The sequence below is a fragment of the Sulfuricurvum kujiense DSM 16994 genome, assembly GCF_000183725.1.
Classification (GTDB): domain Bacteria; phylum Campylobacterota; class Campylobacteria; order Campylobacterales; family Sulfurimonadaceae; genus Sulfuricurvum; species Sulfuricurvum kujiense.
Map to the genome: position 1 here is coordinate 1,914,092 of NC_014762.1, position 16,129 is coordinate 1,930,220.

12 protein-coding genes and 1 tRNA gene are annotated in these 16,129 nt (G+C 44.6%); 2 read left to right on the plus strand and 11 right to left on the minus strand.

Annotation, left to right across the window (positions count from 1 at the left end; genetic code table 11):
• Nucleotides 1-12 precede the first annotated feature (12 nt).
• A complete protein-coding gene (locus SULKU_RS09580) occupies nt 13-2,142 on the minus strand; it encodes a PAS domain-containing sensor histidine kinase (protein WP_013460768.1) in 2,130 nt (709 codons plus the stop codon).
• Nucleotides 2,143-2,360: 218 nt separating this feature from the next.
• Between SULKU_RS09580 and SULKU_RS09585 the strand changes: the two genes are divergently transcribed.
• A complete protein-coding gene (locus SULKU_RS09585; RefSeq protein ID WP_013460769.1) occupies nt 2,361-3,317 on the plus strand; it encodes an HD-GYP domain-containing protein in 957 nt (318 codons plus the stop codon).
• Nucleotides 3,318-3,323: 6 nt separating this feature from the next.
• On the opposite strand, the gene SULKU_RS09590 is transcribed toward SULKU_RS09585, so the two are convergent.
• Together SULKU_RS09590 and SULKU_RS09595 are read right to left on the minus strand one after the other, a co-directional pair.
• The gene (locus SULKU_RS09590) at nt 3,324-5,516 is read right to left on the minus strand and encodes a response regulator (RefSeq protein ID WP_013460770.1); all 2,193 of its coding nucleotides are present in this window, start codon (nt 5,514-5,516) and stop codon (nt 3,324-3,326) included.
• 111 nt (nt 5,517-5,627) lie between these two features.
• Nucleotides 5,628-5,705 (minus strand) — tRNA-Pro (locus tag SULKU_RS09595).
• A gap of 76 nt (nt 5,706-5,781) precedes the next feature.
• Between SULKU_RS09595 and pgeF the strand changes: the two genes are divergently transcribed.
• The gene (gene pgeF, locus SULKU_RS09600) at nt 5,782-6,537 is read left to right on the plus strand and encodes a peptidoglycan editing factor PgeF (RefSeq protein WP_013460771.1); all 756 of its coding nucleotides are present in this window, start codon (nt 5,782-5,784) and stop codon (nt 6,535-6,537) included.
• On the opposite strand, the gene dxs is transcribed toward pgeF, so the two are convergent.
• From dxs to lysA, 8 genes are all read right to left on the minus strand, one after another.
• Complete coding sequence (gene dxs, locus SULKU_RS09605; RefSeq protein WP_013460772.1) at nt 6,521-8,341, minus strand: 1-deoxy-D-xylulose-5-phosphate synthase; 1,821 nt, start codon at nt 8,339-8,341, stop codon at nt 6,521-6,523. The two genes, pgeF and dxs, sit on opposite strands and share 17 nt — an antisense overlap.
• A gap of 73 nt (nt 8,342-8,414) precedes the next feature.
• A complete protein-coding gene (fliH, locus tag SULKU_RS09610) occupies nt 8,415-9,191 on the minus strand; it encodes a flagellar assembly protein FliH (protein ID WP_013460773.1) in 777 nt (258 codons plus the stop codon).
• 5 nt (nt 9,192-9,196) lie between these two features.
• A complete protein-coding gene (fliG, locus tag SULKU_RS09615) occupies nt 9,197-10,222 on the minus strand; it encodes a flagellar motor switch protein FliG (protein WP_013460774.1) in 1,026 nt (341 codons plus the stop codon).
• Nucleotides 10,223-10,231: 9 nt separating this feature from the next.
• Entirely contained in the window at nt 10,232-11,950 is a 1,719-nt protein-coding gene (gene fliF / locus SULKU_RS09620; protein ID WP_013460775.1) for a flagellar basal-body MS-ring/collar protein FliF, read from the minus strand.
• 12 nt (nt 11,951-11,962) lie between these two features.
• Nucleotides 11,963-13,057, minus strand: coding sequence for a histidinol-phosphate transaminase (gene hisC, locus SULKU_RS09625; RefSeq protein WP_013460776.1), 1,095 nt, complete (start codon nt 13,055-13,057; stop codon nt 11,963-11,965).
• The gene (gene pheA / locus SULKU_RS09630; protein ID WP_013460777.1) at nt 13,054-14,136 is read right to left on the minus strand and encodes a prephenate dehydratase; all 1,083 of its coding nucleotides are present in this window, start codon (nt 14,134-14,136) and stop codon (nt 13,054-13,056) included. Before pheA ends, hisC begins: the two co-directional genes overlap by 4 nt.
• Nucleotides 14,133-14,915 (minus strand): HAD-IIA family hydrolase, encoded by a 783-nt coding sequence (locus SULKU_RS09635; RefSeq protein ID WP_245535144.1) that lies wholly within the window; start codon nt 14,913-14,915, stop codon nt 14,133-14,135. The genes pheA and SULKU_RS09635 overlap by 4 nt, the downstream gene beginning before the upstream one ends.
• Before the next feature lie 5 nt (nt 14,916-14,920).
• Entirely contained in the window at nt 14,921-16,123 is a 1,203-nt protein-coding gene (gene lysA / locus SULKU_RS09640) for a diaminopimelate decarboxylase (RefSeq protein WP_013460779.1), read from the minus strand.
• Between the last annotated feature and the right edge of the window lie 6 nt (nt 16,124-16,129).

The following is a 16,129-nucleotide window of genomic DNA, read 5'->3' on the forward strand; positions in this document are numbered from 1 at the left end:
CTTTCTAACGTATCATTGATCTTGAAGTGTACGCGGCAAGATCAGAATAAATTTCGTAATCCCGTTAAACGTATCCGTTTCAAACATCAATTTTGCATTCAGGTGGCGTTCACACAGGATTTTACAAATGTAAAGCCCCAAACCGACCCCTTTTTCTTTAGTCGTGTAATACGGTTCAAAAATACGACCCGCAATCTCTGCACCTATTCCTCCCGCCCGATCGGAAACCTCAATTCGAATCGACGTCTCTGAGGCGTTAAGGGTTATAGTGATCGTATTGCGGAGCCTTTTATCTTCCGGACGGAGTGCTTCAATCGCCTCTTTCGAATTGGATATCAGATTGAGAAGAATCTGTTTGACTTCGGAAGGATAGGTTTTAAACCTAAAGGCATCTTGATCTTCACCTGACTCTACCCCCCCGAAACCGTCTCCATAGCGCACTTGCAATCTTACATTATAGGCTTCCAGCTGTGGTCGGTATAACTCTTCAATTTCGCTCACCAGTTTAATTGCATTGCATTCAACAGCCACCTCTTCTTGAATAAAAAAACTTCGAAATTCATCTATCGTTTTTGACATATGAAGAAGCTGCCCCATGATCTCATTTTGAGACTTCTTAAAATAACTCTTTTCAAGATCATCATTCTCAAATGCCAAAACGAGATCCTGAATAATCAGACCGATGGAATTGAGAGGCTGCCGCCACTGATGAGCGACCGTACCCAGCATCTCACCCATTGCGGCAAGTTTGGATTGGTGAATCAACATCGTTTCATTCGACTTCTCTCTTCGTTCTAGCTCTCGAATATGGGTAAGGTCTCGAATACTTCCGATAAAAAATATTTTATCATTAATCCGCATATGCGTTACGATCAATGAGATAGGAATAAGGGTTCCATCAGACTTTAGGGCATCAAAATTCCGTTCTTCATGCTCCATTCCCTTTTTCTTGGATGTATCATTGCGTATAAACCCGTCATGCAAAGAGTGGTACGGCTCCGGAATAATTATATTGACATTTTTTCCGATCAACTCATCATCTTTATATCCGAATAGACTGCATACCTGATTATTAATCCGTTGTATGGTCCCCCATTGGTCAATAACAATCACCGCATCGAATACACTGTTCAAGAGTGTCGACAGATATATTTTCCCCTCTTTAATTTTTGTTTTTTCTTCATCTATCCGACGGATATAGAGTCGTATCATCCGGATAAGCGGAATCACGATCAAAGCCAATGATGTCAAAACGATCAATACGAACTGCAGATTTTTTTGAAAAAACAATTTGAGAACCGGCTCATGCGGGTGATATAATGCCCAGAGTTTCTGCCCGAACATGTTGAGAGGAACCGCTACCGTATCGTTGTTGATCCAGTGATAGTGTGTATTCCCAAATGATTCAAGCTCAAAAGGAGATAAACCGAAATATTCAGCCGCTTTTCTGGATGGGCGTTGATAGCGTGACCACTCCCATTTCTTATCAGGATGGATTAAAAAGTATCCGTCGCGATCGATGAGCATCAGCTCATTGTTTGTGTAATGCAGCAAGTTTTCAATCCAATCTTGCATATAGAAATTAATCACAACAATCCCGGTTTTCATTCCATTGTTATAAACCGGCATTCCGATCCTCAGCGTCGGATTAAAAGGAACATCGAGTTTGCCGTGTTCGATATTCAGATCAAAGTCCGAAAATCCTATGGAACCTTCGGAAAGCTGCATAAACTCCTGAAAATAGTAACGATTTGCTTTATTCTGAAGTTCATCCTTCACAATACGTTTGATTGTTCCGTCTCGAAGCCGATCAACCCGTACCAATTCATTGCCGAAAGTATCAATCAGACGTACCTGCATAATTTCATAATGTCCTTTCAGGACATCGTAAAAAAGAGATTCCGTATCCATTCGATCGGTCGGTTCATAGTATTGGACGTTCGGATGCTCTGAGAGCATCTTAATTAGAGATTTCTCCTTCTTTTCAAAATCTTCAATATGAAAATGTGTAATCGCATGCTGCTGCATTATCAATGCGAGTATTCGGGAACGGGTATCGTTATAAATCGCCCATGCACCGACTAAGAGTACAAGCACCGAAAGAAATACCCCGATCCAAACATGTCGTAAAGAAGTGTTCACGATAACCTTTTCCGTTAATTCTTCGTAAAATATCTCTTATTTTACTGACTTTAGACATTTTAAACCTTTAAGCCGTGCCCGCGACTCACATAAATATGTAAAACCCGTCTTTGGACAGAAAACTGCCGTAAAAGGAGATGGAATTCTCACCGTTATCTTTTATGTTATAATCATTACGGTAGGGAATTGAACTCTGCATCTAATCACCGGGCAAACAATTGGACTCTTATAAAAAATACAACAGTTACAAAGCTTTTACGATTGAAACCATTATCCTTAACGAGCCGCTGGCGTTTGATCTTTATATCAATAATTCAAGCCGTTTGGTTAAATTTATAAAATCAGGGGATACATTATCCTTTGATAAAAAAGAAAAACTTCTCCAAAACGGGGTCGATCATTTTTATCTTTCTTCACACCATTCCAAAGCGTTTGACACATATCTTACCAACCATCTCGGGACGGTACTCAGTTCTCCGTATCTCAACAAGAAGCAAAAATCCAAAATTATCTATTCTTCGGCGATTCATATCATGCAAGATATGTTTGAAAGCGATATTTCCCAATCTAAAATTATGATTGCCAAAGATATCATGACCGAAACGGTCAAACAAATCATTTCCAATAACGTGACAGCCGCTTCAATTTTGCAGCTCAGTACACACGACTATCAAACCTATTCGCATTGTGTAAATGTCGCCCTCTACTCGATCGGAATGGCCCATGAACACGGTTTGGATGAAGCAATGATACACAAGATCGCATCCGGAGCAATTTTACATGATTTGGGAAAATGCAAAATTGATCAGTGCATTATCAATAAACAGGGCAAGCTGAGTTTAGATGAATTTGAAGCAATGAAAGAGCATCCTCAGTACAGCTACGAAACCCTTATCAGCAATGGAGAAACCTGTCCTGAGACACTGGAGATTGTCTTAAATCACCACGAAAAGCTTGACGGAAGCGGTTACGCAAGAGCCCTGAGAGAAAAAGAGATTTCATTTGCGGCACAGATTGTGACCATTGCCGATATTTTCGATGCGCTTACCTCCAACCGTTCCTATAAAGAGGCGGAAAGTTTCTTCAACGCACTTAAAATAATGAAAGAGGAGATGAAAGAACAGCTTAATATTAAACTGGTTGACTCTCTCATTAAAATGATGGGAAAAGCCTAGTTCCAATTAATCATGATAACAGTTTCGGATTTCTAAAAATTCATCAAGATTATTCAAAAGCAAGTCAACGAGTACGGGATCAAAATGTTTTCCTTTTTGTTCGTGAAACAAATCGATAATTTCCTCCAAGGTCCACTCTTTTTTATAAGGACGTTTACTCCCAAGCGCATCAAAAACGTCGGCTACTGCTACAATACGGCCGTACATATGGATCTCTTCTCCCGCCAATCCGTAAGGATATCCGCTTCCGTCATATTTTTCATGGTGTTCTTTGGCAATGATTGATGCCGCTTTCAGAATACTCCGTTCTGATCCTGCGAGTACATTTGCTCCGATAATGGCGTGTGAACGCATGATGTTCCATTCATCTTCATCTAACTTCCCCGGTTTGAGCAAGACTGCGTCGGGAATCGCAACTTTTCCTATGTCATGCATCGGTGAAGCCATTGCGATAAGTTCGGATTCTTCATCATTTAATCCGGCTTTATATGCCAATAATTTTGCATATTCCGCAACCCGGCGGACATGGTTTCCGGTCTCTTTATTTCGGCTCTCTCCGATCTCTCCCATCTTGTAAATAATCTCGCTTTGGGTTGACTCAATTTCTTGATGGAGATGGATCTCCTCTGTGACATCACACATCAAATGAAGATGCTCAATGATAGTTCCCTCTTTATCCGCGATAGGATAGATAGTTGTATCAGTAAAAAAGTGTTTACCGTTTTTACCGATATTTTCAAACATGCACTTTACAATTTGCTTTTTTGCCAACTCTCCTTGAATCCGTTCACAATCTTTATTCTCGTGATGTTTGTGTGTTCTAAGTGTTGAACATTCGATGCCGATGACATCCGATTCTTCGTATCCGCTGATCTCGCAAAATGTTTTATTGACAAATGTGATAATGTTATCGGTATCTGTCCGAAGCATTGCGAGCGTACTGCCCATCGCATCTTCGTACTGATGCGCAAGCAGTTTGATATCTTCAATATTATCGGATGTCAGTTTTAGATCATTTGCCATACGTTCTTTATACTCTTCGCTTGACGTAACATCCCGGCGGATGGCAATGTATTCGATGATATTGCCGTTTATATCACGTATTGGGTTGATAATGCTTTCAACCCAATACGCTGATCCGTCTTTTTTCCTGTTTTTAACGATCCCTTCCCACACATTGCCTGCTAATATCGTTTCCCACATCTCTTTGAATACTTCTTTCGGCATATCGGGATGGCGCACGATATTGTGGAGCATTCCGATCAGTTCAGCATAGCTGTATCCGGAAATTTCACAAAACTTATCATTGACAAATGTGATAATCCCCCGCTTATCGGTTTTAGAGACGATAGAACTTCTATCCACCGTATCTTTATATTCTTGGAGCAGCTGCCGCTCGCACTCGATCTCTCTGGATTTGCGTTTGGAATCGATCCAAAAATCGATTTTCAGCAGAAGCTCTTCCGGGACAAAAGGTTTGAGGAAAAACTCCGTCGCCCCCTGTTTGATTAATTTGGCAACCGTTGAAGCATCGTATCTCCCCGTTAGGATAAATACGGGGGTCTCAAAAGTCATGCTGTTTTTTTTCAGATACTTCAACACCTCTTCTCCGTTCATGTCGGGAAGTTCAAGATCGAGTAAAATAAGATCGAAGCGCTGCGTATTAATACTTTTGATAGCACTCTCCCCGTCAACAGCCGTATGGATACGATAATTGCGCGGTTGTAATAACATGGAAACATGCCCTCTCACAACGGTAGAATCATCCACGATCAATATATTGTAATTAGTATTTTCAGCAATCGCTTTGAGTGTCGTATCAATCTCTTGAATCACAAAATGAAAAGGGTCGTTTTTAGATAAATACCCGAGCACACCGTAGCGAAACCACTCATTACGTCGTTCTTTATCCGGATCAGACGTATAAACGACAATTTTTAGTTTTTGCTTCGTACTCAATCGTTCAAGCAATTCTTCACCCTCACCGTCGGGCAAATGCAAATCCAAAACCACTAAATCAAAACTATCGGATTCTAATGCGCTCAAAGCATCTGAAAGTGTAAAGGCGCTGGAAACGGTATATCCTAAAGCCTTTATTCCATTACCAAGGGCATTGTTAAAAAATGCGGAATCTTCTATGATAAGTACCGAACCGACAGTTCGGTCATTGGCTATGTGATTGTTTTTACATAAATTCATTTCACTAAAACTTTCTAATACATAAATTTTTATGCTTAATTATAAACAAAAATATTAACTTTATAAGGTTATTTTTCGGTTATTTAATAATGAATATACTAGAAAGTTTACTGGTCGGAGCGACCTGACTCGAACAGGCGACCTCTACCACCCCAAGGTAGTGCGCTAGCCAAACTGCGCTACGCCCCGACAAAAAAAGAAGAATAGAAGAATAATAAATAGCTCTTTAATTCCAACTAAAACGCCCGCAGGGTATACTCACTGTATGAAAACATTCACGCCGTCTCTTTTATCTCCGTTTACAAACGTTACCGCCGTATTTACGACGCGGCACGGCGGTGTGTCGAAAGTTCCCTATACCAGCGCCAATCTTGCCTTTCATGTCGGAGACAATCCAAATGATGTCATGCAGAATCATGATCTTTTGGCCCGATCACTCGGCTATGAACGGAGTCGGCTCATCCATATGCGCCAAATCCATTCCGATCGGATCGTTGTAGCGGATGAAACCTGCACATTCGATACTCCGCCCGAATGCGATGCCCTTATCACAAACATTCAAAACACCCCGCTTATGGTGATGAGCGCCGACTGCACCCCGATTCTCATCTACGATCCGCTCAATCGTGCAATCGGTGCGGTTCATGCGGGACGTGCCGGAGCGCTCAATGCCATCTTGCCCAAAACGCTTGAGCGAATGGCGCAAATATACGGAACAACAATCGACGATGTGCGGATCAGCATGGGCCCTTCTATTCACGGATGCTGCTACGAAATCAATCCGAATATCGCGGCTGAAGTAGAAGAAAAAGGATATTATGAAGCACTTAGGAGAGAAGGGGAAAAACTTTTTTTGGATGTCAATACCGTTTTACGGCAGCAGTTAACCGCGCTGGACGTACCGCTTAACAACATCGAGGTTATCAATGAGTGTACAGCCTGCCGCCATGACACTTATTTTTCGTATCGCGCCGATCGGCAGCATACAGGGCGCATTGCCGGAGTTATACTTCTTCGCTGACCTTTTGCGCGAGTTGCTCAGGGAGAAGACCCAAAAATTCCTCCACAAGCTTGGTATTTCCGTGTTTGATAAATTTATCATCATATTCGAAGCTGATAACCTGTACATCGCTGATCTTCGCTTCACTGAGCCACTCTAACAAAGCGCTTGCCACGCCGCCGAGACGTGCCGAATCACTAAAGACGTACCAACGCTTGTGACGGTGCGCCATCAGCTCTAACATCTCCTCGTCCAAAGGCTTTACAAAACGAAGATCCAGAAGCGAAGGCTTCGACTCCATCATCTCGATTGTTTGGGCCGCACGTCCGACGCCGTTTCCGTATCCGATAAAGAGGATATCGGAGTTATTGGAGATCAAAAGGTGCGATTTACCCGTCTCAAACGGAACCGATTCGGGGAGATCGGCTTCCAAAAACGCCCCTCTCGGATAGCGGATCGAACACGGATGGTCATACCCTGCGGCATACGCAACGATTTGATGAAACGATTTTTCATCCCGCGGAGCACACAGCGTCATATTGGGAATCAGGCGTAAAAAACTGATATCAAATGCCCCTTGATGGGTCTCTCCGTCTTCGCCGACGATTCCGGCTCTATCCAGAGCAAAAACGACCGGCAGATCCATCAGACACACATCGTGGATCACCTGATCGAATCCCCGCTGCAAAAAGGTCGAATAGATGGTACAAAACGGCTTAAATCCCTCTTTTGCCAATGCCCCCATAGAAGTTACGGCATGCTGTTCGGCAATCGCCACGTCCCAAAAACGCTCCGGAAATTTTTCCATCAACTCGCTCATACCCGTTCCGCTCGGCATTGCGGCGGTAACCCCTACGATTTTATCATTTTTGAGTGCTTGGGACATTAGGGCATCAGCATAAATCTGAGTAGCGCTTTTGGCTGAACTTTTAGCGTTAGCCGTACCGCTTTTGAGGTCAAACGGGGATACTCCGTGCCATTTTTCATGTTTTCCCTCGGCGATCTCATACCCCTTGCCTTTGATCGTCTGTACATGTACCAGTACCGGTTTTCCCATCCCTTTGGCGATCTCAAACGTATCGATCAACGATTTCAGGTCATGTCCGTCGATAGGGCCGATGTATTCGATCCCCATCTCTTCAAACATAATTCCCGGCGTGATGAGTTTGAACGACTCTTCAAACCGCTTGGCAAGGTAATGTGCCCCCTCCCCGAAATTATCGACGAACTGTTCTGTTTTTCGTTTAAACCGTTGGTAAAACGGGCTTGCCATTGCTGAACTGAGCATCCGGCTGATCGCACCGATCGGTTTTGAAATACTCATCTCATTGTCGTTGAGAATAATCACCATCGGATATTTTCGATCCCCGAGCTCATTCAATGCTTCGTACGCCATCCCCGCCGACATCGCACCGTCGCCGATAACGACGACGGGGATCCGGCTTGATTGTTCATTATTGAGAGCAATGGCTTTAGCCGCACCGACACCCAAAGATATAGAAGTCGAACTGTGCCCCGCCACGAAATAATCCATCGGCGATTCGGAGGGTTTCGTATAGCCGCTAAGCCCGTTGAACTGACGCAGCGTAGAAAATTCTTCCCAGCGGTCACTCAGAAGTTTATGGGCATACGATTGATGGGATACGTCAAAAATAAAGGGATCCTGAGCCGCATTAAAAACTTTATGCATAGCTACTATAATCTCGGTAGCCCCGAGTGTAGAGCTTAAATGGCCGCCGTTGGTACTCACTACTTCTAAAATACGGTTACGAATTTTTTGAGAGAGTTCTTCCAACTGAGGCAATGTGAAATTTTTTATATCCATTGTGATGCACTGTCCTAAAAATAGTTATCTGTTCAAATACTTAATAGTATATAAGTGAATATTTGTAAATGCTTTACGATTCTAGCAACAAGGAACGCTTCAGTCTCTCGTAACGCTTTTTAATCTCTGAGTCGATATTCCCGGCGTCGCTGATTGCGACAACCCCTCCCGGACTGATTGCACGGTCGGACAGCACCTCTACATGGGCTAGCGAGCCCACTTTTTCCGAGATAAATCCGTGATCGGCCGGATTAACCCGAAGCGTTATTTTGGAGGCATCTTTCAACTCTTCAATCAGATCATTGGAGAGTTTTGCCGCTATTTTACCACTGTGTTCTGCAGTTTCAATCCCTATCACCTCTTTGGCGATATCCAGCGCCGTATGGGTCAGCTCTTTTTGAATCGATGAAAGCGCTATCGTAAACTCTGCTGCGGCATTCTCCAATGTTTTTACCGATTGTGCCAGCTGATCATGCGATTGGGCGCTTTGTCCCTCTTTTTGTGCCTTTTCCTGAGCAATACCGGCTTCCAAACCCTCTTGATAGGCAATCTTTTTAGCCTCTTCAAGTGCGCTTACATGTTCTTCCTGGAGTGATTCAAGCCTCATCTGCATTTTGATGACATTGGAACTCATTTCGTCCGCTTTTTTCAGCAACGATTCGATCAATTCATCTTTGGAAGATTTCGATTCCTCCTTGCGGGCTTCCGTAGCCGGCTCGTTGATCGGAATACTGTTCATTTCATGCGCCGCTTCTCCGACACTCATCCCTGAAAGCGATGAAAGAATTTTGAACTGATATTTGCTAATGGAGTGAGCCCCTGCAGCATTCTGCTGAATTACCACATCCATATCGGTTACTCTACCATCTCTTCAGATTCGCCGATTTGTATAACACCCTGATCGGCCAGTGACTGAACGGCATCGACGATTTTACGCTGCGCGGCTTCGACCTCTTTCATCTTAACGGCACCCAGGAACTGAAGTTCCTCGATAAAAGCGTCTTTCGCACGTTGGGACATATTGGCGTAAAACTTCTCTTTGAGCTCTTCGGCGGCATTTTTAAGGGCCAGCATAAGATCGTTTTTATCCACCGCTTTAAGAATCTCTCGGATGCTGTTATTATCCAAATCAACCATATCTTCGAACGTAAACATCATCTCTTTGATCGATGCGGCCAGTTCCTGATCGAGTTGTTCGATTTGTGTGAGGGTCGCTTTGGACGCTTTCGCCCCCAAACGGTTGAAGACATCCGCCACGGCGCGAGGTCCGCCCACTTCGACTTTGTAGCTTGCAAGTGATTCGAGTTTCGATTCCAGGACGGCACTGACCCGCTTGATGATAGAAGGAGAGATATCCCCGAGTTTTGCCATACGCATCGCCACTTCGGCCCGTAAATCATCCGGGAAGATATAAAGGGTCTCCGCAGCGGCAGAAGGGTCCATGTGGGCCAAAATCAACGCAATCGTCTGCGGATGTTCGTTCATAATAAAGTCGGCAAGCTGCTGCGGTTTGATTTTAGAGAGATAGGCAAAGTTCTGAGTCCCCTGCATCGTCTTGCTCAGACGTTCCAGAACTTTTCGGGCTTCCTCCGGCCCTAGCGCTTTGTAAAGGATTTCACGCGCGTAATCCAAACCTCCGGTATTGAGGTATTGGTTTGACTGGATAATGGCATAAAACTCTTCCAAAACCGCGGCACCGATATTTTTCTCGATAGAACGGTTGGATGCAATGTATTTGGAGATTTCGGTAATCGAGTCGACATTCATACGCGAAAAAATGGTGGCGGTGACGTCTTCACCCAGCTGCACGAGCAAGATAGCTACTTTTTGTGACATACTCATTTCATCAAAATTAACTTGCTGTGACTGTGTTAACGTCATTTAGCCCTCCTATCGCTTATGCGGACTATCGGCAGGTATCGATTCTTCATCGATCAAAGCTTGAATCAATGAAGCAATCTCTTCCGGGTGATCTTCCGCAATTTCACGCACTTTTTCCAATAGAACATCGTATTTAAGCTCATCCTCATTGAAGTTTTCACCCAATCCGAGCTGATTTTCCACTTTTTTGCGCATCAACTGTACTTTTTCTGCCAAATCCTCATCCTCATCATCGGCAATTTCCAAATTCGGCTTTTCAAATTCTTCTTCTTCTCGACTAAATTCTAGCATACGTTCGGCAAAAGGGATAATAATTTTCTTATACGCTATAAATAAAATAATTGCAACTAAGATGTATTTGAAAACCGGAGTGAACGGAGCGATATACGTCGAAATGAAAAGCGATGTTTTGGATACGGCATCTTTCGGTCTCATCCCGTCTTTGGACATTTGGAATTCAAAGTTTCGGACCGTTACCTGATCGCCGCGCTGTTCATCGGCACCGATCGATTGTTTAACCAATGCATCGATAGCCTGAATCTGCGTTTCATCCAATGCAATGTACTCAATTTCATCCGTCGGCTGCCCGGAAGCATCTTTTTTCGGTTCATATTTTCCGTCTACGACAACTGCAGCCGTCATCCGCTTGATACGGGCAAACTCCATCTTCGTTGTTGAAACGGTTTTGGATACCTCGTAATTTGTCGTTCCGGTGGTTTTTTCAAATTTTTCACCGCCGCCGCCTGCAAGCCCTTCTACCGGCCCGATATTACTCACGGCTCCCGGAACGCCGCCGACTTGCTGAGGCGCCGCACCTTCGCGTTTCTCTTCAGATGACTGTTCGCTGCGTACCACGTTTTCCGGATCGAATTTTTCGGATGTCGAACTTTGCTCTGAAAAATCGTACTCTATCGTCACTTTGGCAACGACGCGATCTTTCCCTCCGATAAACGGGGCAAGAACATTAATAATTTTCTCTTCCTGCTTTTTCTCTTCTTTGGTTTTATACTGCTGCTGTATGCTAGAGAGTTCGCCCATAGCGCTGGCATCGTCATTATCGCCCAACGTTTCGCCCTCTGCGTTGATCAGTGCTACATTCTCGGGGGTAAGTTTCGGAACCGCGGCAGCTACAAGCTTTTTAATACCGCGGATTTGTTTAGGAGTCAGTTTCCGATCGGGATAAAGCTGAACCATAACTGAAGCGGATGGAGGAACCGCCTCTTCGACAAACAGGGTCTCTTTGGGAAGGGCCAGGGAAACGCTCGATTTTTCGACCGGGGAAAGAGAATCGATTGAACGGGCCAATTCACCCTCTAGCGCACGTCGGAATTTAACCTCTTGATCGAAATTGGTCGCACCGAATTCCTGCTTGTCAAAAAGTTCAAATCCGACGTGCCCCTCTTTCGGAATTCCCAGCGAAGCGATCGCAATACGCTCTTTATACACGACCTCTTTAGGGACTTCGATTACATTTTCGCGAGGAATACGGTAAGGGATTTTGTCTTTTTCAAGCTGCTCAATCACTTTTGAGGCGTCTTCGCCGCTTAATTGTTCAAATAAGACTTGATACCCGTCATTATCCCCCTTCTTTCCTTCGGAAGTATACACAACCAAAAAGACCAAAAAGGCAATAATTCCCGCAACCGCTGTACCGATAATAATCTTTTGTGCTTGGGTAAGCTTTCCGTAAAAAACAACGAGTTGCGAAAAGAGGGTCTTAAAATCCATTGTTACCTATTTTTATACTAAAGAATCAGTGAGCTCAAAAAATCGATCGTTTTGCACCCGCGTTCCGATTGTAACACGAATGGCGTTCAATCCGTAACTGCTTAAATCACGTACAATCATACCCTTTTTTAAGAGTTCTTGCGCAATTTTCGATGAATTTTTTTCTTCAGGAAGCAATAAAGTGACGAAATTGGTATAACTTTCAATCACAGTGATCCCCTTTGCGTGTGCAAATTCTTTGTAACGCTCCATTTGGCTAAAGTTGTCCGCGATACACTCTTGAACAAACAGTTCGTCTTCCAGTGCGACCGATGCCGCTTCTAGCGAAAGGGTCGTAATATTAAACGGAGGACGGACTTTATACAACGCTTCGATGATAGGTGCACACGCGATACCGTATCCTACGCGCATCCCCCCTAATCCGTACGCTTTTGAAAACGTCCCCAAAAAGAGGACATTATTAAAGCGCTTAACCAAATCGCCAGGTTCAACCGCGTACGAAGGGTCTTTGAAACGGGCATACTCCATATACGCACCATCGACAATTACGAGAGTATCATTATCGATTTTTTCGATGAATGAAACCAGTTCACTAGCAAGAAGCCCGTCACCCGTAGGGTTATTAGGGGTGCAAAGAAAAATAATGGACGGTTTGTGTTCTTGGTAAAGTGCATAAAATTCATCCATCTTATGTTCGCGTGACGCGGTGCGGATGATTTGCGCCCCTACTTGTTTGGCGTAAATCTCGTACATCGCAAACGTAACGCTGTTCATCAGTACTTTGCTGCCGCTATGAGCTTTGGCATGAATCGCAAATTCGATAACCTGATCGCTCCCCGCACCGATAATCAGTTCGTTGCTTTGAATACCGTATTTATTCGACAAAGCGGATTTGAGTTTAACCATTGAATCATCGGGATAGAGTGCCATATTATCGATTATAGCGCGCACCGCGTCTTTCACTTTCGGCGAACACCCGAACGGATTTTCATTACTCGCCAATTTGACGATTTGGTCTTTATCGATACCGTATTCACGGACTACAAGCTCGATCGGTTTACCCGCTTCGTACGTTTTAATGCTCTCTAATGCAGTATTAAATTTCATAATTCTCCCTTAACGTAGCTTCCCAGCCATGTCACTTCATCGGCATGTTTCTGGATTAATGATTGAATTTTCGGCTCATCGATATGGCCGAAGAAATCGATAAAAAACCAATATCCGAAACCGTCATTGTCTCGGGACGGACGGCTTTCGATTTTACTGAGGTTGATGTCCGCATTGTTGAAATCTTCGAGAAAGTGGACCAACGCCCCCGCTTTTTGGGCATCTTTCAAACGGACCAGAATCGATGTTTTATCTTCGCCGCTGATACCGTTTTTAAAATCGCTGAGGATGAAAAACCGGGTGGCATTGTTATGGGTGTCTTCGATATTTTCAAACAAGGTCGGTACACCGTACAGTTTGGCTGCGATATGCGAACATATAGCTGCCGCTTCAGGATCTTTTGCCGCCAGAATAGCCGCTTTGGCTGTCGATTCTACCGGTATATGTTCAACCACATCCAAACCGTGTTCCGTTAAAAATTCGCGGCACTGCCCGAACCCTTTGTCTTTAGAATAAATCCGTTTGATATGGTGTATTTTTTCCGCTTTGGTCGCAAACGCCATATGAATCGGCATATAGAGCTCGGCAACGATTTTAACGCTGCTCTTGCCCAGCAGATCCAAAGTTTCACCGACTACGCCGTCACGGCTGTTTTCGATCGGAACCACCCCGAATTTGGCACGGCTGGCCTCGAGCGTTTTAAATACCGCTTCGATAGAACCGAGTGAGAGGTAATCGCTCATCGCTCCGAAACGCGATTCCGCCGCCTGATGGGTAAAGCTCCCCTCCGGTCCGAGATAGGCTATGCGTTCCGGGAGTTCGAGATTGCGGGCAACGGCAAAAATTTCCAAAAAGACCGCTTCGATCGCCTGGGAGTTAAGCAATCCTCCGGATGATTCGCTAATCTTCGTTAAACGGTCTATGATCGCTTTTTCCCGTTCCGGACGATAAATAGCCGAATTGCTCTCGTGTTTGATTTCACCGACACGCCGTACCACTTCCATCCGACGATTTAAAAGGTCTACGACCTCGTTGTCAATTTCATCAATCCGTGCTCTGCACTCTTCTAGACTTTTCATAAACTCTCCAATATCCCTTGCATATCAGGGTAGATTGCCGCAGGGTGCTCATCTTCTCTCAAAGATGGGATAATTTCATCGGCATTTCTGATTTTTCCGCTCAAAACAAATACCCCTCTCATCCCAAGCTTTTGGGCACCGATAAGATCGCCTTTTAGATCATCGCTGATGATTGTGACGTCACCGAAACGGGCATCCTCTTTTTGTTTTGCGAGACGCAAAAGCGCTTCTTCGAAAAAAGGGATACTCGGTTTTCCGACAACCGTATACGGTGTTGATGTCGCAAACTCAAGCATTTTCAAAATCGCCCCTACCCCGGGATAACGCTTATGATTTTTAACGTACAGCGTCGTTTCATGCATCCCTACCAATTCGGCGCCGGAGAGGAGAAACTCTATCATCTGTGCGTATTCATCCGCTAAAAAGTTCTCTTTGATCGCTACTAAAACCGTATCCGGAGAGGTATAATCAAGATAATACCCCATTGAACGGACGACATCCAAAAACGGTTCCGAGCCGTAGGCGGCTATTTTTTTGCTTTTGTCGATATGCCCTTCAAGCATCATCAACGGATCGAGATAATGCTCACGGGGGATATTCAATCCGATAGAATTCAAATATCCCAAAAACTCGTCGCTCGGGTTTTTAGTGCTGTTGGTAATCACCATGTAGGGGATATGATGCGTATTCAGGTAATCGATAAAAGCGACCGCACCACGGGTAGGGAGTTTGGTATTGTCTTCGATCAACGTCCCCTGCACATCAATAAAATACATCATCAATCCTACAGATATTCGCGTTCTAATGCGATCACGTCTTCGAAATTCTCACGTCGGCGGATCAGTCGCACATTCGCTCCTTCGACCGCTATTTCGGCTGAACGTCCGCGCGTGTTATAGTTGCTCCCCATTCCGAAACCGTAGGCACCGGCACTGTGGATAACGAGTAAATCGTTGTGTTCCATCGGAGGTAGAGGATAGTTTTTAGCCAAAAAGTCGCCGCTTTCGCATACCGGTCCCACGACATCGGCGATACTCTCTTCGCCGCTTTTGTCCAATGCTTCAATACGGTGGTACGCTTTGTACAGACTCGGACGGATCAGATCGTTCATCGCACCGTCCACCATGACAAAACGCTTTGCCCCGTTATTTTTCTCATACAGTACTTTGGTCAGAAAATAGCCCGCATTTGCCGTCAAAAAACGCCCCGGTTCACAGATGATCGTTACATCGATCCCTTTAAGGGCCGAGAGGATAGCCTGCGCATAATCGTACGGTTCAATCGTCGTTTCATTATCGTATCGTACCCCTAAACCGCCTCCGATATCGAAGAATTTTAGCTCAATATCGATTGCCTGAAGGGATCGAAGCAAATCGGCGACAATGACCGCCGCTTCATAGATCGGCTCGAGTTCGGTCAGCTGGCTTCCGATATGAAAATGGATTCCTACCGGATCAAGATGATCGGAGTTTTTCGCTTGGATATACATCCGTTTGGCCGCAACGATCTCAACACCGAATTTATTATCGTGCAATCCGGTCGAAATGTACGGATGGGTTTTCGGATCGATATTCGGGTTCACACGGATACTGATACGCGCTTTTGCACCCAATTCGCGTGCGATCATTTCAACCCGCCCGAGTTCCGCTTCGCTCTCTACATTGATATAGAGAATATCACTTTCAATCGCTTCTCGAATCTCATCGTCACGCTTGCCGACCCCGCTGAAAATAATACGGTATTTCGGCACACCCGCCATCAAAGCACGGCGCACTTCTCCGATAGAGACACAGTCTGCACCTGAACCGAGCTGTGCAAAATGTTTGACGACACTTAAATTGGAATTGGCTTTGACGGCATAGGCTAAAATCGATTTACGTCCCCGAAACGCCTCTTTTAACGATTCGAACTGCGTTTTCATCTTATCAAAATCATACACATACAAAGGGGTCCCGTATGTTTGTGCTAAAGCTTTAAAATCGATCACCTTAAT